This window comes from Actinomadura logoneensis, assembly GCF_003428695.1.
GTDB lineage: Bacteria > Actinomycetota > Actinomycetes > Streptosporangiales > Streptosporangiaceae > Spirillospora > Spirillospora logoneensis.
In genome coordinates this window covers 1-20,015 of sequence record NZ_QURH01001051.1, presented here as the reverse complement: position 1 = coordinate 20,015, position 20,015 = coordinate 1, and the positions used below count along the sequence as shown (strand labels likewise).

The window sequence follows — 20,015 nt, the reverse complement described above, 5'->3', positions numbered from 1 at the left end:
ATCACTCCTCCGGCTCGATCACGGCCAGCACCTCGTCCAGGGCGACCTGGACGCCGGTGCGGACCGGCAGGGACGCCACCACTCCGGCGCACGGCGCGGTGACGGTGTGCTCCATCTTCATCGCCTCGACGACGACGAGCGGCTGGCCCTCCTCGACCCTGTCGCCCTCGGCGGCCTTCACGGCGAGGACCGTCCCGGGCATCGGGCTGCGCAGGACGCCGTCGCCGGAGACGGCCGCCGCGCCGGTGCTCTCGGCGCGCTCGTGCTCGGCCAGCGCCCAGGTGCGCCCACCGCGCCCGAGCCACAGCGTGATGCCGTCGCGCGCGCACGAGTAGCGGGTCGTCCGGCCGCCGTAGGTGAGGACCAGGTCGGAACCGTCGCGGTGGAGCGAGGCCCGGACGGGCTCACCGTCGCCGACCGCGACGAGCGCGGCCGACGCGCGGCCCTGCACGCGGACCTCCACCGGGTCGGACCCGGCCGGGGTGATGAGCCACGGCGTCCAGGCCGGGCGTCCGGGACGCCAGCCGTCGGGGATCGCCCACGGGTCCGGGTCGCCGGTCTCCAGGGCGAGCGTCCGCTCCAGCGCGGCGGTCGCCAGGACCTCGGCCGGGACGTCGCGCAGCCCGGAGGTCAGCTCGTCCAGGGACCGCTCGACCAGCCCGGTGTCCAGGTCGCCGGACACGACCGGCGGCGCGGTGAGCAGCCGCCGCAGGAACGCCACGTTCGTCGGGACGCCCAGCAGGTCGTACGCGCCGAGCGCCCGGTCGAGCGCGGTCAGCGCGGCGGCGCGGTCCGGGCCCCGGGCGATGACCTTGGCCAGCATCGGGTCGAACGAGCCGCCGACGACCGTGCCGACCTCGACGCCGGAGTCCACCCGCGCGTCCGAGCCGGACGACAGGGCCAGCACGCGTCCGCCGGTCGGCAGGAAGCCGCGCGCCGGGTCCTCGGCGTACACGCGGGCCTCGACGGCGTGCCCGGTCAGCTCGACGGCCGACTGGTCGAACGGCAGCGGCTCGCCGGCGGCGGCGCGGAGCTGGAGCTCGACCAGGTCCAGGCCGGTGACCAGCTCGGTGACCGGGTGCTCGACCTGCAGCCGGGTGTTCATCTCCATGAAGAAGTACTCGTCGGGGCGGTCGGCCGAGACGATGTACTCGACCGTGCCCGCGCCGACGTAGCCGACCGCGCGGGCCGCCGCGACGGCGCTCTCGCCCATCCGCGCCCGCGCCTCCGGCGTCAGCAGCGGCGACGGCGCCTCCTCGATGATCTTCTGGTGCCGGCGTTGCAGCGAGCACTCGCGCTCGCCCAGGTGGACGGCGTTGCCGTGCGCGTCGGCGAAGACCTGGATCTCGATGTGCCGCGGGTTCTCCACGAACCGCTCGGCGAGCAGCGTGTCGTCGCCGAAGGACGCGCGGGCCTCGCGCCGCGCGGACGCGATCGCGTCCGGCAGCTCCCCGGCCGTCCCGACCAGGCGCATGCCCTTGCCGCCGCCTCCGGCGGACGGCTTCAGCAGCACCGGCAGGCCGACCTCCAGCGCGGCGGCCTCCAGCTCCTCGTCCGACAGGCCCGGCTCGTCCCGGCCGGGGACGACCGGGACGCCCGCCGCCGCGACGGTCCGCTTCGCGCGGATCTTGTCGCCCATCGCGTCGATCGCGGACGCGGGCGGGCCGACGAACACGATCCCGGCGTCCTCGCACGCCCGCGCGAAGGCGGTGTTCTCCGCGAGGAACCCGTAGCCCGGGTGGACCGCCGACGCGCCGCTCGCGCGCGCCGCGTCCAGCACGGCCTGGACCGACAGGTAGGACGGGATCTCCACGGCCTCGTCGGCGAAGGCCGTGTGGAAGGTGTCGCCCGCCGTGTGGACCGCGACCGTGCGCAGCCCGAGCCGCCGCGCGGTGCGGAACACCCGGACGGCGATCTCGCCGCGGTTGGCGACCAGAACGCTTTCGAACATCTCGTCCCTCACATCCGGAAGACGCCGTAGCCGACCGGCTCCAGCGGCGCGTTGGCGGCGGCCGACAGCGCGAGGCCCAGCACCCGGCGCGTGTCGCGCGGGTCGATGACGCCGTCGTCCCACAGCCGGGCCGTGGAGTAGTACGGGTTGCCCTGGTCCTCGTACTGGGCGCGGATCGGAGCCTTGAACTCCTCTTCCTCCTCGGCCGACCAGGCGTCGCCGAGCTGGTCGCGCCGGACGGTCGCCAGCACGCTCGCGGCCTGCTCGCCGCCCATCACCGAGATCCGGGCGTTCGGCCACATCCACAGGAAGCGGGGGGAGTAGGCCCGGCCGCACATCGCGTAGTTGCCCGCGCCGAACGAGCCGCCGATGACGACGGTGAACTTCGGCACGCGCGCGCACGAGACGGCCGTGACCATCTTCGCGCCGTGCTTGGCGATGCCGCCCGCCTCGTATTCGCGGCCGACCATGAACCCGGTGATGTTCTGCAGGAACACCAGCGGGATGCTGCGCCGGTCGCACAGCTCGATGAAGTGCGCGCCCTTCTGCGCCGACTCGGCGAACAGGATGCCGTTGTTGGCGATGATCCCGACCGGGTGGCCGTGGATGCGCGCGAACCCGGTGACCAGGGTGGTCCCGAACTCCTTCTTGAACTCCTGGAACCGGGAGCCGTCCACCACGCGGGCGATGACCTCGCGCACGTCGTAGGGGGTGCGGGCGTCCGGCGGGACGACCCCGTACAGCTCGTCGGGGGAGTACAGCGGCTCGGCGGGCTCGGCGCTCGTCCAGGGGCGCGGCTCGCGCGGGCCGAGCGTGGCGACGATGTCCCGGACGATCGACAGCGCGTGCGCGTCGTTCTCGGCCAGGTGGTCGGTCACGCCGGAGATCCGCGAGTGCAGCTCGCCGCCGCCGAGCTCCTCGGCCGTGACGACCTCGCCGGTCGCGGCCTTCACCAGCGGCGGGCCGCCGAGGAAGATCGTCCCCTGGTTCCGGACGATCACCGCCTCGTCGCTCATCGCCGGGACGTACGCGCCGCCCGCCGTGCAGGACCCGAGCACCGCCGCGATCTGCGGGATGCCGCGTCCGGACATGGTCGCCTGGTTGTAGAAGATGCGGCCGAAGTGCTCGCGGTCGGGGAACACCTCGTCCTGCTTCGGCAGGAACGCGCCCCCCGAGTCCACCAGGTAGACGCAGGGCAGCCGGTTGTGGAGGGCGACCTCCTGCGCGCGCAGGTGCTTCTTGACCGTCACCGGGTAGTACGTGCCGCCCTTGACGGTCGCGTCGTTGGCGACGACCACGCACTCGCGCCCGGAGATCCGCCCGACGCCGGTGATCATGCCCGCGCCGGGGGCCTCGTCGCCGTACATGCCGGTCGCGGCGAGCGGTGACAGCTCCAGGAACGGCGAGCCCGGGTCGAGCAGCGTGTCCACCCGGTCGCGCGGCAGCAGCTTGCCCCGCTTGACGTGCCGCTCGCGGGCCCGCTCCGGGCCGCCGCGCGCGGCCTCGTCCAGCCGGTCGCGCAGCTCGGCGGCCAGGGCCTCGTTGTGCGCGGTGTTGGCCTTGAAGGCCTCGCCCGCCGGATCGGCGCGCGTGCCCAGCACAGGCCAGGATCCGGTTCCGGTCCCGCTCACCCGGTCATCACCGCCCTCGTCCACAGTTAATGCTCGTTAACAAGTGCGATGTTAACGGTCGTTAACAAGGTTCGTCTACACTCCCATCATGACCGACGTGCGCACGGCCAGCCCGCGCAGGGCGGAGATCCTCGCGGCGGCGGCCGAGCTGTTCGCCCGGCGCGGCTACCACGGCACGTCCATCGGCGACCTGGGCGGCGCCCTCGGCCTCACCGGCCCGGCCCTCTACCGCCATTTCCGCGGCAAGGAGGCCGTCCTCGCCGAGATGCTCGTCGACATCAGCGAGCGGCTGCGCGCCGAGGGAGCCCGCCGCGCCGCCGCCGACGACCCGTCCGCCGCCCTGGACGCCCTGCTCGACTGGCACATCTCGTTCGCGCTCGACAACCCGGCGCTGATCACCGTCCACGAGCGCGAGCTCGACAACGTGCCCGAGCCACAGCGCCACCAGGTCCGGCGCGTCCAGCGCGCCTACGTCGAGGAGTGGGTGGCCGTCCTGCGGCGGCTGCGCCCGGACGAGCCGGAGCAGCGCGTCCGCGCCGCCGTCCACGCCTGCTTCGGCCTGCTCAACTCCACCCCGCACAGCGCCACGGGCCTCGACCGGGCCGCCATGGCCGAGCTGCTGCACACCATGGCCCGCGCCGCCCTGTTCAGCTGACCCGCGCACGTCCCGGCCGGGGACGGCCGCGGCCGGGTCTGGCCGCCGATCGCTAGCAGGTGGAGGGGCGGCCCTTGAGGGCGTCGGCGACGACGCGCGCGAACGTGTCGGCGCTCCCCGCCGTCCCGTCGAAGACCTTGTTCGCGCACTCGCGGAACGTCGCCGAGAAGACCGGGTAGTGCTCGGTCACCGGCCGCGGCAGCGCCCGTCCGAGGGCCGTCACGATCGCCCGGCCGAGCTCGGCGAGCTGCTGCTGGTTCGGGCGGTCCGGATCGCCGGGCGCGGCCGGGCGCCCCATCAGGACCGAGCACGACCGCGCCTGGACGTCCTCCGGCGCGTGCCGCCGGGGCGTCAGGCCGAGCGCCGAGTAGCGGGCGGGCGCGAAACCGCCGCAGGAGAACAGCTGGCGCTGCGCGGCCGTCCCCGACAGGAACCGCACCAGGTCGGCGCTCGGCCCCGGGTTGGGGGAGTGGGCCGAGACCGCGAGGTTCTGACCGCCGAGCACGGTGTGCCCGGGGAGCGGCGCCACATGGAACCGCAACCGGTCGCCGTCGGCGCGCATACGGGGCTCGGTGGCCAGGGCGGAGAAGGCGTAGGGCCAGTTCCGCATCAGCTTGTCGCCGTCGGCGAAGGCGTTGATGGCGTCCTGCTCCTGGTACTGCCGGGAGGCTTTGAGCGGCCCCTGGACCCGGGCGGTGAGGCGGCGGACCGCCGGGAACACGCGGTCGCCGAGGGCGTCCTCGTCCGCGCGCGCGTTGCCGGTGAGGACGTTCTCCGCGCCGTCGTTCCACACGTCCTCCAGGACGTTGACGGTCAGTCCCTCGTAGTCGGCGAACTGCGCGTCGTACCCCTGGGCGAGCAGGTCGGACCAGCGGGCGGGCGGCGTCGTTCCCTCGCGGTAGTAGAGCAGGCCCACGTCCACGTTGAAGGGGACGGCGTACTGGGCGCCGTGCCACTGGCCCGTGCGCAGCGCGGCGGGGATGAAGTCCGCCGGGGAGGGCAGGTCGTGGATCTCCTTGAGGTACCCGGCCTCGGCGAACTGCGCCGTCCAGGTGTTGTCCATGATCAGCACGTCGTAGGCGCAGCCGCCGGACTGCTCGACCGCCGCGAGCTGGCTGTGCTGGAGGTCGGTGGAGTCGGACACCTCGACCAGGCGCGCGTGCCGGTGCGGATGGCCGTCCGGGTACGTCGAGGCGTTCCACTGCTTGACCAGCGCCCGGCGCTGCGCCTTCAGGCTCACGTCCGTCCCGCCCGCGATCACCAGGTCGTCGCGCCCGCAGTCGGCGGCCAGCGCGTGGTACGGCGCGCTCGGATGGATCTGCGACACCAGTCCCGCGGCCAGGACCGCGAGCGCTCCCACGAGGCCGCACAGGAGCCCCGCGCGCCGCGAGAAGTGCGGGCCGTGGTGCTGCCCTCCCTGGGTGTGGGGGCCATGGGCGCCCGGCGGCTTCGCGGGAGGCGCAGACGCCTTCGGATCCCGTGGCGCGGGGATCTCGGCGGTGTGCCGCTGCTTGGCCTCGGCGGTTCCACGGTGTGATGGTGCTGTGCGTTCGTGCTGCTCAGATCCGTCGGGACGGCCGGGAGTTCCTGGCTCGGGGCCGTCCGGACGGGTGGACCCGGACGTGTCGCGACCGCGTCCGGAGGCGTCGCGGCCGCGTCCGGAGGCGTCCGGGACCGCGTGCGGAGGGCGGGACTCCTCCGGCGGGTCGCCGTCCGGGGACGGGGGACGCGCCGGACGGTTCAGGTCGTCGTCTTCGGTGGTCATCGCAGTCCCGAGAGGAATTGGGCGGCCTGCTCCTGTTCGGGGGCGCCGGTCAGGGCGGTGCAGCGCCCCCGGCCGGGCCCCAGCGCGGACGTGAGCTGCTTGATGTGCGGCGTCCCGCAGCCCGCCGGGCCGGTGAGGACGACCGTCAGGCGCAGGTTCGGGTTGGCCTGGTTGAACGGGCCGGACAGCCAGGAGACCGTCCCGGCGAAGTCGGGGTTGCTGCCCGCGCCGTCGGTGACCAGGATCAGGTCCTGCCGTCCGCTGGCCAGGGACGCGGCCGACAGCACGCTGCGCAGCGCCCGGTCGCCGCCGGCCGTGGTCACGGCCTGGAGCCGGTTGACGACCTGGTCCTTCTGCGCGGACTGCGCGTCGCCCGCCGGGACGTTCCCGAACGTCCCCGCGTTGCGCGGATCGGCGGCCGAGGAGAAGACCTGGAGCCCCACGCGGTCGGAGCCCTGGAGCTGCTCGACGAAGCTCTGCAGGAACGTCACGGCGCGGTTGAGCCGGGTGCCGCCCGAGACCGGCGCGGTCCCCGCCGTCGGACTGGACCGGGGCGCCGGGCCCGACCCGGCGGCCTGGTCCATCGAACCCGAGATGTCCAGCATCAGGCTCGCCGACACCTTCGGGCGGGCGGCGGCGAGCCGGTTCAGCGCGGTCTGCACCGGCGGCGCGCCGTTGAGCGGAACGCCCGGCGGCATGGCGCGCTCACCGAGCATGTTCTGCAGCCGGGACAGGTAGTAGTGCGCGGAGTCGCCCTCCGGCTGCGCGGGCGTCTCGCCGTTGCCGTCGCGGAGCCCCTGCTCGGTCAGGGGATGCGCGGCCAGCCATGACCGCAGGTCGCCGATCGCGTCGGTGCGGGCCCGGGTGTCCTGCCCGCGCCAGGTCAGCTGGACGAGCGGGTAGTCCATGCTCGGCAGGCCCACCGCGTAGTAGGGGTGCAGCCGCCAGCCCGCGTTCGGCGCGGCCGACGGGTCGACCGGGCCGCACCGGTCGCCGAGGGCGCGCCCGGCGTCGTAGTCGGCGAGCACCTGCTCCGGGACGGCCACCGCGATCTCCGGAGGCTCCTTGCCCTGTGCCGCCTCCGCCCGGAACCGGCACAGCAGCGTCACCGCGTCCGGGGCGACGAGGTCGGGCGGGCTCGCGAACTTCTCGTCCGCGCTCGGGTCGGTGTTCGCCTGCGCGTCGTACAGCGCCGGGGTCACCTCCAGCGCGGCCGACGAGGTGTCCGGGACGGGACGGGCGATCCCGCGCAGCTTCACGCCCGCCTGGGCGATCTGGTTCAGCAGTTCGCCGACGTTCTGCTTCAGCGGCGCGCTGTAGGGGCTGGCGACCGTCGCGTCCGCCTTGGGGAACAGCGCGAGCACCATCGGCGAGATGCCCAGGGACCGCGACAGCTGCTGGAAGCGCGGATCGCCGGTGCCGCCCGGCCCCGCCTGTCCACCGCCTGCCTGTCCACTGCCCGCCTGTCCGCCGCCCGTGCCGGGCGCGGGCGCTCCCGCGCTCGCCTTGCCGCTGTGCGGGACGAAGGCGAGCTCGGCGCTCGTCGCCGGGATCCAGATGTCCGGCTGCGGGCCGAGCAGCTGCCGGTCGTCGCCGGTGTCGTTGCGCCGCCACAGCCGGCTGAACGCGTCGTACAGCGACACCGGCCCCGGCTCCGGGACGACCGTGACCGTGTACCGGCGGCAACCGCCGTCGGTACGGTCGGCGACGAACTCCGAGGCCGCCGCGCGCAGCGGTGTCAGCATCTCCGGCGCGGTCAGCACGCGCAGTTCCAGCGGCTGCCCGCACGGCTGGGCCGCGTCCCGCAGCGCCCGCACGCCCAGCGCGGCCAGCAGCACGAGCACCATCGCCGCCGCGCCCGCGAGCAGGCACGCCAGCGCCCGGGCCATCCACGCCAGGGTCGTCGTCGCACCCGCCAGGACGTTGTGCACCAGGTCCGGACGCGACCGCCAGACGAACACCGACACGGCGGCCAGGACCGCGAGCGTGACGATCGAGTTGAGCCAGAAATAGCCGTGGAAAACGGTCACCAGCAGGCCGACCAGGATCGAGGAGCACAGCTCGAACGCCATCACCTCGGTGAGCCGCCGAAGGGGCGGACGGCTCTCCTCGGCCGGGGGCGGGCCGTGCTCGCCCGGCGGCGGGGTGCTCTCGGTCTCCTGACCGTTCATCCTGGCCTCGTCGTCGCGTGCCGTCCGCGCGCGGCACGTACCACCGGTGACCGCCGCGCCCGGTGGCCGCGCCGGCCACCACTGTCGGTCACCGCTTGCTGTCGCCGAATCGCTCCCAGCGTAGTGAGCCGGATGCGCTCGTGGACCGAAAAGCCGCGACCATGATCGGCCGTTTGTTCCGGCCCAGGGGGATATGGGGGCGCCCGATCGGTTCCCTTCCCGCCCCGGCCTCGAAAGAACGTCGGCCGAGTCTCCTGCGGTCCGGAGATCCGTCCGATCCCGGCCACGGACGGCCGTGGGACGGCCGCGTCTCAGCGGGCGGCGTCGCGGCGGGTCTCGAGGAACCGTGTGTAGTCGTGCGCCCCGGCGAGGACGGCCTGGTGGACGGCCCGCGCGATCCGCGCACCCCAGACCGAACGCGGCCCCGCGAACGGCTCCGGCTCACGGGTCCTGAACGGGCGAGTCCCGTCGCCGCCGCGCGGGTACGCCTCATGGGCGGCGGGGGCCGCGACACAGATCGCGTCGGACGCGGTGCCGGTGCCCGCGTAACCGGCCTCCAGCATCGCCTGGGACTTGGCCTCCGTCGCCGTCATCACCGCGTTGACCAGCGCCGCGTCCGTCAGCGGAACGGGCACGGAGACGACGATGTTGATCGTCCCCGGGCGGGGCATCACCGCGTCCAGGCGGATCGGCGCGAGTTCGGGATCGTCGGCGTCGGCGGGGGCGGCGGCCCAGGTGGGCACCCGCAGGCCCACGGTCGCCGAAACGCTCACACCGCCGTCCTCGGCCTGCCGGGTGCGCTCGACGGACGCGGCCGTCAGCATCCCGACCCCCGGCCCTTCGAGCCCGTAGGCGGCGGCCAGCTCGCGCAGGTGGTCGACCGGGTCCATGCGCGAGTAACCGCCCGCGACCTGCGCGTTCAGCACCCACCGCGCGGACGTGAGGCCGCCGCCGAGCATCGCCGACGAGATCATCCGGAGGCCGCCGCCCGGCCTCCAGACCGTGGCGGCCAGGCGCGCGCCGTCCTCCTCGCGCCAGTGCAGGTCGAGTCTCACCCGGCGGCCTCCTCCACGGAACGATCCGGACGCTCCAGTGCCAGCAGCGGGCGCCCCTCCGCATCATGGGCCACGCTGACGTGCGCGTCGAAATGGCGGGCGACCGTCTCACGCGTCAGCACGTCGGCCGGCGGCCCGGACGCCGCGACCCGGCCGTCCGACAGCAGCAGCAGCCGGTCGGCGTACTGCGCCGCCAGCGTCAGGTCGTGGATGGTCGAGACGACGGTCAGGCCGTCCGCGAGGCGCAGCCGGTCCACCAGCTCCATGACCTGCTGCTGGTGGCCGATGTCGAGCGCGGTCGTCGGCTCGTCCAGGAACAGCACCGGGGTCTGCTGCGCGAGCGCGCGGGCCAGCACGACCCGCTGCCGCTCGCCGCCCGAGAGCTGGTCGAGCGTCCGCGCCGCCAGCCCGGCCAGGTCGAGCCGCTCCAGCACGTCCGCGGTCACCGACCGGTCGTGCGCGCTCTCCCGTCCGAAATGCGGGATGTACGGGGACCGGCCGAGCAGGGCGTAGTCGAACACCGTCATGCCCGGCGGCAGCTTCGGGCTCTGCGGCGCGTACGCGACGAGCCGCGCGCGCTGGCGGGGCCGCATGGCGCGTACGTCGCGGCCGGAGACCTCGACGGAGCCCTGTCCGGCGCGCAGGCCGAGGGCGGCGCGCAGCAGCGTCGACTTGCCCGCGCCGTTCGGGCCGATGACCGCCGTCCAGGAGCCGCCGGCGACCTCCATGGAGACCGACCGCAGCACCCGGCGTCCGCCCAGCTCGACGTCCAGGTCCCGGACCGAGACCGTCATACGTCCACCTGCCTGCGCGTCGCCCGGAGGACGAGCACGAAGAACGGGCCGCCGACGAACGCGGTGACCACCCCGAGCGGCAGCTCGGCGGGCGCGACCACGGTCCGCGCGACGAGGTCGGCCAGCTCCAGGAACGCGCCGCCCACCAGCAGCGACAGCGGCAGGACGATCCGGTACGAGCCGCCCGCGAGCCGCCGCACCAGGTGCGGGACGACGATCCCGACGAACGAGATCAGCCCGCTCACCGCGACCGCGCAGGCGGTGGCGAGCGACGCGGCGACCAGGACGAGCAGCCGCACCCGCGCCGCGGACATCCCGAGCGTCACGGCCTCCTCGTCGCCGACGGCGAGGACGTCCAGCAGCCGCCCGTGGCCGAGCAGCACGGTCACCGCGATCAGCGCGTAGGGCGCGACCATCCGCAGCTGCCCCCAGTCGGCGGTGCCCACGCCGCCCAGGATCCACGCGAAGATCCGCTGGAGCTGCTGGGAGTTGGCCTGCTGGAGGAACGTCTGGATCGCCGACAGGAAGTTCGCGACCGCGACACCGGCGAGGACGAGCGTGCCCGTCCCGCCGCCGGTCTCGCCGAGTCCTCCGCGCGAGGCCACCTGGCCCAGTCCGTAGGCCATCAGCACGCCGCAGACCGCCCCGGTGAACGCGGCGACCGGCACGGCGAAGCGGGGCGCCCCGGGCAGCGCGACGATCACCAGCGTCGCGCCGACCCCGGCCCCGGCCGCCGCGCCCAGCAGGTACGGGTCGGCGAGCGGGTTGCGGAACACGCCCTGGTAGCCGGCGCCCGCGACGGCCAGCAGGCCGCCGACCAGGGCCGCCATCAGGACGCGCGGCAGCCGCAGCTCGAACAGCACGTTGTGCTCGACCACGCCGAGCCCCGAGTCGACACGGACGAACGGGACCGTCCCCGCGAGCGCCTTCAGCACCCCGGGGACGGGCAGGTCGGCGGCCCCGACCAGCAGGGCGCCCAGCATCGCCGCGAGCAGCGCCGCCAGCGCGACCGCCAGGTGGACGGGGCGGAGCCGCGCCCGCTGCTCCCGGCGGACGGACGGCAGGAACCGCCGCGTCCGCCGGGAGCCGGGGGCGGCCGTCACTTCGAGACCGGGGTCACTTGGCGGCCGACGCCTTCTGCACGGCGGCGGCGATGGCCTTGACGAACTCCGGCAGCCTCGGGCCCCAGCGGGACGCGACGTCGTCGTCGAGCTCGACCGTGTTCTGCTTCTTCACCGCGGTGAGCGCGGACCAGCCCGGCCGCTTGCCGACCGCCACCGACGACTGGCCGCAGCACTTGGTGTCCGCCAGGAAGATCATGTTCGGGTCGCGGCGCAGCAGGTACTCCTGCGAAAGCTGCGGGTAGCCGCCGGCCGCCTTCTCCGCGCCGTCGGCGATGTTCACCAGGCCGAACAGGCCGTACACCTGGCCGATGAAGGTCTTGGAGGTGACGGAGTGCAGCTGGTTGTCGAGCTCGTGGTAGTAGCTGAGCCCGCCTCCGCCGGCCGACTTGGCGGTCGCCACCGTCTGCCGGATGTCGGCGCGCATCCGCTCGGTGAGCTTGGCCGCCTCGGCGCTGTGCCCGGTGGCCTTGCCCAGGTCCTGGATCTCGTCGTACGCCTCGTCCAGCTTGGTCGCGGCGGGCTCCAGCAGCACCGGGATCTTCACCTTGGACAGCGCCTCGACGATGCCGTCCATGTCGTTGGACAGGACGACCAGGTCGGGCTTGGTCGCGATGATCGCCTCGGCGTTCGGCTGGAAGCCGCTGAGCTTGGTGCGGGGGGCGTCGGCCGGGTAGTTCGACAGGTCGTCCACCGCCGTGACCTGCTTGCCCGCGCCGATCGCGAACAGGGTCTCGGTGTGGGTGGGGGACAGCGACACGATGTGCCGCGGTGTCGCCGGGATGGTGACGGAGCCGTTGGCGGCCTGGACGACCACCGGGCCGCCGCCCGCGGCCCTGTCCTTGTCCTTGCCCTTGTCCGAGTCGCCGGAGCCGCCGCAGGCGGACGCCAGCGCCAGGGCGCCGATCACGAGGGACGCGCCGAGCGCGCGCACGGGTCTCACTGCCTGCCTCCAGGGCGAGCGGCGGCAAGCGGCCCGGGGGGACGGACCGGCCCTACCGCGGGGTCGAAGTCGTCGACGTGCGGCAAGGCGACCTGGCTCGGCCTTCGGGGGAGGCCATCTCAGTTGCGGGACAGCGCCGGGATCTCACCGGACTTCGCTCAGCGCACGCGTGATCTGCAACGTTATCAGCAGGCGGGCGGGGCGGCGCACGGCCCCCTTGACGGAGTGAGTACTCACTCCGTAGCGTGCGAGGAGGGAGGGGACCGCCCCTGACCCGGCATCGCCCGCTCTCGGACGAGCCTCACCGCCGGGGCACTTTCTTCTCCATCTCGGGCAAGGCCGGACTCACTTCGGAGATGCGCGTGACCATCAGCCTCAACCACACGATCGTCCCCGCCGTCGACAACGAGGCCGCCGCGCGATTCCTCGCGGACGTGCTCGGCCTGGAGTACGGCGGCCTCCACCCCGTCGCCCGCCACTTCGCGCAACTGCGGATCAACGACCAACTGACGCTCGACTACATGACCGTCCCCGAGCCCACCGGCCACCACCTGGCCTTCGACGTGGACCCCGCCACCTTCGACGCCGCCGTCGCCCACCTGCGCGAGCACGACCTGCCCCACGGCGACGGGCCGGGCACCCACACCAACGGCCGGGTGGACGAGCGGCACCCCCTGGGCGGACGCGGCGTCTACTTCGCCGACCCCTCCGGCAACCTTTACGAGCTGATCTCGCCGTCCTGACCCTCGCCGTCCTGACTGGAGCCCGTCCCGGCGGCGAGGAGAGGCCGCACGCGCGTGCAGAACGCCTCGATCTCCGCCGGTTCGGGCCGCTGGTCAGCCGCGAACATCGCCGTTTGCAGCGACAGGCCGAACGCGCCGAAACGCTCCATGTCCTCCCTGCGGACGGGCTGGACCACGAAATGGATGTGACCGGGCTGTCCGCCCGCGTGCGACCACAGGCACACGTACACCTGCTCGGGGCGGACGACTTCGGTGACCGCCGCCGAGACGTGCCGGAGCAGAGGCCCGAGCGCCGCGCTCTCCGCGTCGTCCAGGTCGGCCACGTGGAGGACGTGGCGCAGCGGCTTCACGACGAGCGTGCCGAGCCCGAGCGGAGCGACGGCGTGCTCGACCACCCAGCCCGAACGCTCGGCGAGGCGGCCCCCCGGAAGCGGTCGCCTCCCGGACGCCAGGTCACATGCGAGGCATCCCTCGTGCGCGAGCGTCATGCGAGGCATCCTTCATGTGCGAGCCTCATGCGAAGCACTTCTCATGCGTGAGCGTCATGGGACGCATTCTTCATGCAGGAGCCTGAACTTCGCGCGCGCCCGAGGTCCAGGCTCGCGCACGGGGTTCAGGGCTCGCGCACGGGGTTCAGGGCTCGCGCACGGGGTTCAGGGCTCGCGCACGGGGTTCAGGGCTCGCGCACGGGGTCGGACGCCACCCGGTCGCGGGCCTCGCTGAAGAAGTCGTGCACCGCCGTCGCGCCCGGCAGGAGCCGCAGCGGACGCGCCGCGCCGAACGGGGCGTTCCAGAACGCGCCGACACGCGCCTGCCAAGGGCCCGCGTAGGCGTAGGGCTCGGGCAGGTACCGGTCGCCCGGGGAGACGCCGTAGTTGACCTCGTCCACCGTGATGGCGACGTCGAAGTGCTCCGGCCACAGGATCGGGTGCTCGGACGGCGCGAGCCGCTGCAGAGCCTCCATGCCCCACGCGAAGGCCCGCTCGATGACCGCCGTGTCGCCCGCCTCCAGGCCGATGGTGTCGTCGGGCTCCAGCCCGCTGCCCTCCTTGTAGACGCCCTCGGGGCGTCCCGCCTCCACGTTCGCCGCCGCGGCCACTTCGCGATAGGTCAGGCCGTTCATCGGAACCGCGCGCTCACCCACGATGAGCTCCGTCCCGCGCACGCGCAGGAGCGGCTGGGCCACCGTGCCGAACCCGCCGTCCGTCACGGCGAGCTCGATGGAGCCGCTCGTCCGGAACTGCGGCCCCGCGAGGATCATCTCGGCGACGCCGTGGAGCGCCCGCCGCGTACCATCCGCGATCATTCTTTCGTCACCTTTCCGCCATTCTTTGCCCCCGAGTCCCGCAAGTCCATGCGCGCATGGCTCCGCCCTGCGGACCGGGTCAAGTTCCGCGCCCTGGCAATAGACAACTGCCTGAGTCCCACGCTAGAGGCCAGACCCTTCGACCATGCGGTCATTGATGTGTTCACGATAAAAAGCCACCTGCGTCGCCATGGCCTCGCGCAGGGAAGCGTCCTTGGAGACGCGGTAGACGACCCCCGGAAAGTCCATCTTCTGGTGAACCTGCCAGATGTCCTCGTGCCGATCGGGTGAGAAGAGTTGTGCGGGTGAACCGCCCGCGACCCATCCGATCGGCACGCACCGGGCGGCAGATGGGAACCCCCACAGAGGACGCTGTGGATGCGCATCTCCGCCTCGGCCCCTCACCACCCATCCGGGGAAAAGCGCCGTTCCGGCGGCGAGGAACGCCTCGTCGTGGACGGCCGGCCGCCGTCCTCGATGCTCGAGCATCATGGGTGAACTTCCCCGGAGCCGGAGTTATCCACAGCTGCGCGGACGACTTTCGAAGCGAGCCCGGCCGCCGTGACGATGGATGCATGAGCGTTCTGACCTGGACGAAAGCATCGGACCACACGATCCGCCCCCTTCTGGACGGCCGGCCGCGGCGGCTCGCCGACGTCCTTCCCGTCGGCGCCGTGATCGCACGCGCCACCGCCGCCTGGCTTTGGGGCCTGGACGTCCTCCCTCCCGGCGCCCGGCGGGGCGGGTGGGAGCTCGACCTCGTCCTGCCGCCGGAGTCGGCGCCTCCCGACGCCGAGCCCGACCCGCGCCGGGTGCCGCTGCCGTCCGACCACGTGGCTCTGCTCGACGGCGTCCGGGTGACGTCTCGGGCCCGCACCGCACTGGACTGCGCGCGGTGGCTCCCGCGACTGGACGCCGTGGCCGCGCTGGACCAGTTCCTCCGCGCCGGCGTCGGCGAGCCGGAGCTGCGCGCGATGGCCCGCGGGCTGCCGGGCTACCGGGGTTCCGCCCGCCTGGCCGAGGTGTTCCGGCTGAGCGACCGGGGCGCCGCCTCACCGGGCGAGAGCCGGACCCGCGTGTTGGTGGTCCGCGCCGGCTTCCCGCGTCCGCGCACGCAGATCCCCGTGCCCGGCCCGCACGGTGAACGGCTCTTCATCGACCTGGGGTACGAGCAGTGGCGCGTCGGGCTGGAGTACGACGGCGAGCGCCACCACACCGGACGACCCGCCCGCGCCCACGACGACCGCCGCCGCCGCTGGCTCCGCGACCAGGGCTGGAAGATCATCCCCGTCACCAGGGACGTCCTCGTCCGGCCCACCCCCTACCTCGAAGCCCTCCTCACCGCGCTCCTCGACCGCGGCTGGCAGCCCGACGACCGCACCATGGACCGCCTCGCCACCCACCTGGCCCGCCTCCACAACGGCACCTCCCGACGAGCCCAGGCCGCTCACCACCCACCGTTCCCTCCCACGCCTGCCCTCCCACCCACACCTCCACCCCGGCCCCCCGATCGACCGCCGACCGCGCCGTCCGGTGAATCCGCGGCCCAGCCACGTCCATCGGTCCAGACGGCGACCGAGCGAGCAAACTCCCCATGAGCCAGCCTCTTGGTATCTCGGCACCATCCAGCCAGCGAAGAGACAAAGGACGAGGACGAGGACAGGCAGAAGAACGCGTCGAGCAGCGTGGCGCACGCCGACCAACCATCGGGAGCGGCTAACGGCAATGACGGAGGCGACATGCGAGGAGGAGAAGGTTGTGGTGGTTGCGGAATGGTGCGGTGCGGGGTCAGCTCACCGCGGCTGGAACGTGGGGCGGGGACGCTCCCGGACTGGACAAGGTGGCGCCTCGGAGCGCACCGGATGGCGAGGACGGAAGTGTGGGTGGCGCGTGTCGCGCAGGCGGCAGAGACGGTATGGGCGGCATGGGAGCGAGGACGGGCGTGGCTGGTGGGGCTGGTACGGGCGTGGCTGGTGGGGACGGTACGGCGTGGTTGGGGGGACGGTACGGCGCGGTTGTCAGGAGGGGACGGAGGTCGGCGCGGCGGCGGATGCCGTGGTCGGGAGGTCGGTGGAGGGCGGAGCGAATGCGGGGGTCGGTCGGAGTGTGCGGTAGGCGATGAGACCAACCGGGACGGGAGCCCAGAAGGTGACGGCACGGAAGAGGAGAACGGCCTGGAGGGCCGGGGTGGTCGGAATGTCCAGGGCGGTGAGTGCGGCGAGCAGTGTGGCTTCGGTGGTTCCCAGGCTGCCGGGGAGAGGGATGGCCGCACCTGCGGCGGCGCCCAGCAGGTAGGCCGTCAGGAGGGCGAGGGTGTCGTCGCCGCCGGTCCGCGTCCCGGGGACGGCCTGGACGCTCAGGGCGAAGGCCATGGCCATCACGAGGGTGGTCCCCGCCGAGCAGGAGAGCGTGAGGGCGAGGTCGGCCGGACGGCGGCACAGGTCGCTGAGTCCCCCCAGTGCGCGGACGACGGCGGGGGAGCGGATGGCGCGGCGGCCCCACCGCAGCGCGACGGGCAGCAGCACCAACGCCAGCGGCACGCACAGGAAGACGGTCGGCCAGAGCGGGAAGGAGAACGGGGAGAGGAGATGGGGGGCGAGGCGGTCACCGCCGCCCAGGATCAGCGCCGCGGTCATGATCAGCAGGTCGGCGGGTGCTCCGGCCGCCTGAAGGACGGCGACCGTGACGAGGGCGCCGGCCACGGGCATGCCGCGGGTCACCAGATAACGGGTGTTCACGGCGGCGGCGCCGAGCCCGCCCGGGGTGACCCGGTTGGCGGCAGCGGCGGTGAACTGGGTGAGGATCGTCCGGCCCAGGGGCAGCGGCCTGCCGGCCGCGCCGCGCAACGCGACTCCGGCGAGAACGTAATGCAGTGCGGCGAGCACCGACAGCGGGAAAAGGAATTCCCAGCGCGCGTCGCCGAGCGTCGCGAACGCGTCGAGAGCGCGGCTGATCCCCCGGGTGAGAATCAGCGCGATGATGATCGCCGCCAACGGGGCGAGTGCCAGGACGACGCGCATCCAGCGGGACCGGGTAACGGTCGTCCGTATGCGGTGGAACAGGGAGACCGCCGTGCGCGGGCGGGCGACGGGGGTGCCGACCGCTGCGGTGACGACGGTGGGCGCCGCCGGTCCGGCGCCTGCGGCGATGTTCTCCACACCGTGGTTCTCGGCGAATTCGGTGACGCTTATGCGGCTACTGGATTCACTTTGGGAAAACGGTGGCCGCCTGATGGCCGTGCCCGCCGGACAACGCCGTTATGCAGCCGGTTGGTACCGATCTTCGCGCGTCTGTGCGCCGATGTAGCGGAGCATCCCGCGCAGCGCCCGGTGGTTGAGGCCGTTCGGGACCATCCGGTAGCCCTGCCGGTTGGCGAGTGCGAGCGCCCCGAACCGCGCCTGGTCGAGTGGCGTCCAGGGGATGTCGAAGCGTTCCCGGACGATGGTCGGCAGGCAGCCGAAGGTGATGAGGCGCAGCGGACGCTCGGCGACGAGACGTCCGGCGCGTTCGACCATCGCCCCGCCGACCGGCATCAGCGTGACGGTGCCGGACCCGTACCGCGCGATCTCCAGTGCGCGCGCCGCTGCGGGAGTGAGTTCGAGCTGCTCGGCGCAGACCCGCCAGAACTTGGCGCGGAACGAGGCGTGATCTGGAGGAACCGGACGCATGCTCACGCCGTACCGCGAGTACCAGGCCACGGTCTCGGCGTAGAGCCGTTCGCGGTCCTCGGCGGTGAGGGTCTCCGGGTGGAAGACCTCGACCGACTTGAAGATCTCCCAGGTGAACGTCGCGTGCGCCCACCAGAAGGTCTCGGGTTCGAGCGCGTGGTAGCGCCGGTTCCGCTCGTCCACGCCGCCGATGGTGCGGTGCAGGTCGCGGATGTCGCGGGCGCGTTCCCGGCCGTCCGGCGCGAGGATCGTCGCCCAGATCTGGGGAACCGACCGGTGGATGCGGTCGAACGGCGCATCGAAGAACGCCGAGTGCTCGGACACCCCCGCGCCGATGCCGGGGTGCATGAGCTGCATCAGCCCGGCCGCGGCCCCGGGAAGCAGCGACCGCAGATCGCCGGCGTAGTGCCGCAGCAGGGACGGGACCTCGGCGGATCCGGCCCCGAACGGACGCGGCATCGCACCTCCAAGTAACCAATCACTTATCACTGTGAGGCGCAGTGAGACGAAAGTCAAGATTTGTCTCACCCCAGCCCGCGCCCCCCGTCGCCCCCGCCCACCTCCGCGCCCCACGCCCGCGTCCAAATGCGCCGCGTCCACGCGCGCCTGCGCCCACCTCTGCGCCTGTGGCACCTGCGCTTGCGCTTGTTGCGCGGTTGCGGCTACGCCCGCGCTTGCGGTTGTGCCTGCGCCCACGTCCACGTGCGCCTGCGATTGTGCCCACCCCTGCGCTTGCGCCCACGTCCACGCTCATGTCTGCGCCCACGCGTGCGGCGGCGGTTGCGGCTGCGACGTCCCCGGTGGTTGTGTCTGCGCCCGCGTCCACGCGTGCGGTTGGGCCCCGCCTGGGTCCGCCTGCGATGGCGCCTGCGGCTATGGCTGTGCCTGCGGGTGCGTCCACGCCCACATGCGCCTTCGCCCACGTGCACCCTTGTCTGCTGGTGCGTCCATCCCCAACGTGCGCCTGCGGCGGTGTCTGCGCCTGCGCCCATGTCTGCGTCTGCGCTTGTAGTGCGGTTGCGGCTGCGTCCAATGCCCACTGCGCCTGCGATTGCCCCCATGGCTGCGGCCGGGGTTGCGCACACGCCTGTGGCCTGCGCCCACGTCCACGTGCCTATGTCTGCGGTTGTGCCCACGCGTGCGAAGGCGCCCACGTGCGTCCACGCTCACGGCTGCGCCCACGCGTGCGGCGGTTGCGGCTGCGACGACCCCCGTGGTTGTGTCTGCGCCTACGCCCACGCCTGCGGTTGTGCCTGGGCCCGCGCCCACGTGCGTCCGCGGCTGTGCCCATGCCTGCGGGTGCGTCCATGCTCACGTGTGCCCGCTGCGGCGGCTGCGGTACGCCTGCGCCCATGCCTGCGGCGGCTGCGGCTGCGCTTGTGGCGGCGGGGCTGGGGTTGCGCTTGCGGTTGTCGGGCGGGGGTGGGCGTTGGCGGAGTTTTTCTGGACATGGGAGCTTGGGGTGCTGGACGATTTGTGATCATGAGCGAGGGTGTGCGCGTGCGAGCGGCGGAACCGGGCGACTACGAGAGCATCGTCGGTGTGGTGGACGACTGGTGGGGGCGTTCGATCAGCTCCATCCTGCCCCGCCTGTTCCTGGACCACTTCCACCGCACCAGCCTCGTGGCAGAGGACGATGAGGGCTTGGCGGGGTTCCTCATCGGGATCCTGTCTCCGTCGAAGCCCGACGCGGCCTACATCCACTTCGTCGGCGTCGCTCCCCGGCTCCGAGGCACGGGCCTGGCTCGGAGCCTCTACCACCGCTTCTTCGAACTTGCCGCAGCCGATGGCCGCAAGACCGTCAAGGCGATCACGTCCCCGCAGAACCACGGCTCCATTGCCTTCCACACCGCCATGGGCTTCACGGTCACTGGGCCGGTGGCCGACTACGACGGGCCCACCGTCGACCGCACCGTCTTCGAGCGTCGAATCTGACCCGGGGAGAAGAACGTCGTCTCTCAGCTCCGTTGGCCGCTAAGCCGCTAACGCGGATTGTCCGTATCCCGCAGAAGCCCCGCTCCGTCGTCTTCCATGCCGCTATGGCGTCGCGGTTACTGGTGCTGTTGCTGCCGCGACGGCCCTGCCATCGACCGCATCGGCTTGTCATCGGGTGGCAGTGGTGCAGTGCTTGGGACGTGTGCACTCCGTCGGCGGTGAGGCCGAGGGGCAGGTTTGTGGGGAGGCTGGTCCTGGGTGGGGGGGGAAGCAGGGG

17 protein-coding genes are annotated in these 20,015 nt (G+C 73.1%); 4 read left to right on the top strand and 13 right to left on the bottom strand.

Annotated elements, in window-relative coordinates; genetic code table 11:
- Position 1: 1 nt before the first annotated feature.
- Positions 2-1,951, bottom strand: a complete 1,950-nt coding sequence (locus tag DZF91_RS38225) for an acetyl/propionyl/methylcrotonyl-CoA carboxylase subunit alpha (protein ID WP_117361912.1) — start codon at positions 1,949-1,951, stop codon at positions 2-4.
- 8 nt (positions 1,952-1,959) lie between these two features.
- Positions 1,960-3,552 (bottom strand): carboxyl transferase domain-containing protein, encoded by a 1,593-nt coding sequence (locus tag DZF91_RS38220; protein WP_117361902.1) that lies wholly within the window; start codon positions 3,550-3,552, stop codon positions 1,960-1,962.
- Positions 3,553-3,670: 118 nt separating this feature from the next.
- Between DZF91_RS38220 and DZF91_RS38215 the strand changes: the two genes are divergently transcribed.
- Positions 3,671-4,237, top strand: a complete 567-nt coding sequence (locus DZF91_RS38215; RefSeq protein ID WP_117361901.1) for an SACE_7040 family transcriptional regulator — start codon at positions 3,671-3,673, stop codon at positions 4,235-4,237.
- A 52-nt stretch (positions 4,238-4,289) separates the two neighbouring features.
- Here DZF91_RS38215 and DZF91_RS38210 read toward each other — a convergent pair whose 3' ends face one another.
- The 6 genes from DZF91_RS38210 to DZF91_RS38185 form a co-directional block, all read right to left on the bottom strand.
- Positions 4,290-6,002: an extracellular solute-binding protein gene (locus DZF91_RS38210; protein WP_117361900.1), complete on the bottom strand. Its 1,713-nt coding sequence runs from the start codon at positions 6,000-6,002 to the stop codon at positions 4,290-4,292.
- Positions 5,999-8,173, bottom strand: a complete 2,175-nt coding sequence (locus tag DZF91_RS38205; protein WP_117361899.1) for a vWA domain-containing protein — start codon at positions 8,171-8,173, stop codon at positions 5,999-6,001. The genes DZF91_RS38210 and DZF91_RS38205 overlap by 4 nt, the downstream gene beginning before the upstream one ends.
- A 311-nt stretch (positions 8,174-8,484) precedes the next feature.
- Positions 8,485-9,228: an adenosylcobinamide amidohydrolase gene (locus DZF91_RS38200; protein ID WP_235834863.1), complete on the bottom strand. Its 744-nt coding sequence runs from the start codon at positions 9,226-9,228 to the stop codon at positions 8,485-8,487.
- The gene (locus DZF91_RS38195) at positions 9,225-10,022 is read right to left on the bottom strand and encodes an ABC transporter ATP-binding protein (RefSeq protein WP_117361898.1); all 798 of its coding nucleotides are present in this window, start codon (positions 10,020-10,022) and stop codon (positions 9,225-9,227) included. The genes DZF91_RS38200 and DZF91_RS38195 overlap by 4 nt, the downstream gene beginning before the upstream one ends.
- A complete protein-coding gene (locus DZF91_RS38190; RefSeq protein ID WP_235834865.1) occupies positions 10,019-11,038 on the bottom strand; it encodes a FecCD family ABC transporter permease in 1,020 nt (339 codons plus the stop codon). Before DZF91_RS38190 ends, DZF91_RS38195 begins: the two co-directional genes overlap by 4 nt.
- Before the next feature lie 100 nt (positions 11,039-11,138).
- Positions 11,139-12,086, bottom strand: a complete 948-nt coding sequence (locus DZF91_RS38185) for an ABC transporter substrate-binding protein (protein WP_117361897.1) — start codon at positions 12,084-12,086, stop codon at positions 11,139-11,141.
- A 362-nt stretch (positions 12,087-12,448) separates the two neighbouring features.
- Between DZF91_RS38185 and DZF91_RS38180 the strand changes: the two genes are divergently transcribed.
- A complete protein-coding gene (locus DZF91_RS38180) occupies positions 12,449-12,829 on the top strand; it encodes a VOC family protein (protein WP_117361909.1) in 381 nt (126 codons plus the stop codon).
- Here DZF91_RS38180 and DZF91_RS38175 read toward each other — a convergent pair.
- From DZF91_RS38175 to DZF91_RS39235, 3 genes are all read right to left on the bottom strand, one after another.
- Complete coding sequence (locus tag DZF91_RS38175) at positions 12,805-13,317, bottom strand: HIT family protein (RefSeq protein WP_199487179.1); 513 nt, start codon at positions 13,315-13,317, stop codon at positions 12,805-12,807. The two genes, DZF91_RS38180 and DZF91_RS38175, sit on opposite strands and share 25 nt — an antisense overlap.
- 185 nt (positions 13,318-13,502) lie before the next feature.
- Complete coding sequence (locus tag DZF91_RS38170) at positions 13,503-14,135, bottom strand: hypothetical protein (RefSeq protein ID WP_117361895.1); 633 nt, start codon at positions 14,133-14,135, stop codon at positions 13,503-13,505.
- A 123-nt stretch (positions 14,136-14,258) separates the two neighbouring features.
- On the bottom strand, positions 14,259-14,627 hold the full coding sequence (locus DZF91_RS39235) for a hypothetical protein (protein ID WP_147341574.1): 369 nt from the start codon (positions 14,625-14,627) through the stop codon (positions 14,259-14,261).
- Between the two features lie 83 nt (positions 14,628-14,710).
- Between DZF91_RS39235 and DZF91_RS40855 the strand changes: the two genes are divergently transcribed.
- Entirely contained in the window at positions 14,711-15,733 is a 1,023-nt protein-coding gene (locus DZF91_RS40855; RefSeq protein ID WP_117361894.1) for a hypothetical protein, read from the top strand.
- Positions 15,734-16,153: 420 nt separating this feature from the next.
- On the opposite strand, the gene DZF91_RS38160 is transcribed toward DZF91_RS40855, so the two are convergent.
- Together DZF91_RS38160 and DZF91_RS38155 are read right to left on the bottom strand one after the other, a co-directional pair.
- Positions 16,154-17,293: a lysylphosphatidylglycerol synthase transmembrane domain-containing protein gene (locus DZF91_RS38160; protein ID WP_117361893.1), complete on the bottom strand. Its 1,140-nt coding sequence runs from the start codon at positions 17,291-17,293 to the stop codon at positions 16,154-16,156.
- Between the two features lie 99 nt (positions 17,294-17,392).
- A complete protein-coding gene (locus DZF91_RS38155; protein ID WP_235834862.1) occupies positions 17,393-18,262 on the bottom strand; it encodes an oxygenase MpaB family protein in 870 nt (289 codons plus the stop codon).
- A 1,023-nt stretch (positions 18,263-19,285) separates the two neighbouring features.
- On the opposite strand from DZF91_RS38155, the gene DZF91_RS38150 reads away from it, so the two are divergent.
- Positions 19,286-19,738, top strand: a complete 453-nt coding sequence (locus DZF91_RS38150; protein ID WP_117361907.1) for a GNAT family N-acetyltransferase — start codon at positions 19,286-19,288, stop codon at positions 19,736-19,738.
- The last annotated feature ends 277 nt before the right edge of the window (positions 19,739-20,015 follow it).

Coding starts and splice junctions, on each gene's coding strand:
- DZF91_RS38225 (WP_117361912.1), bottom strand. CDS start 1,951: ATGTTCGAAAGCGTTCTGGTCGCCAACCGCGGCGAGATCGCCGTCCGG.
- DZF91_RS38215 (WP_117361901.1), top strand. CDS start 3,671: ATGACCGACGTGCGCACGGCCAGCCCGCGCAGGGCGGAGATCCTCGCG.
- DZF91_RS38210 (WP_117361900.1), bottom strand. CDS start 6,002: ATGACCACCGAAGACGACGACCTGAACCGTCCGGCGCGTCCCCCGTCC.
- DZF91_RS38205 (WP_117361899.1), bottom strand. CDS start 8,173: ATGAACGGTCAGGAGACCGAGAGCACCCCGCCGCCGGGCGAGCACGGC.
- DZF91_RS38195 (WP_117361898.1), bottom strand. CDS start 10,022: ATGACGGTCTCGGTCCGGGACCTGGACGTCGAGCTGGGCGGACGCCGG.
- DZF91_RS38175 (WP_199487179.1), bottom strand. CDS start 13,317: ATGACGCTCGCGCACGAGGGATGCCTCGCATGTGACCTGGCGTCCGGG.
- DZF91_RS38170 (WP_117361895.1), bottom strand. CDS start 14,135: ATGATCGCGGATGGTACGCGGCGGGCGCTCCACGGCGTCGCCGAGATG.
- DZF91_RS39235 (WP_147341574.1), bottom strand. CDS start 14,627: ATGATGCTCGAGCATCGAGGACGGCGGCCGGCCGTCCACGACGAGGCG.
- DZF91_RS40855 (WP_117361894.1), top strand. CDS start 14,711: ATGAGCGTTCTGACCTGGACGAAAGCATCGGACCACACGATCCGCCCC.
- DZF91_RS38155 (WP_235834862.1), bottom strand. CDS start 18,262: ATGCCGCGTCCGTTCGGGGCCGGATCCGCCGAGGTCCCGTCCCTGCTG.
- DZF91_RS38150 (WP_117361907.1), top strand. CDS start 19,286: ATGAGCGAGGGTGTGCGCGTGCGAGCGGCGGAACCGGGCGACTACGAG.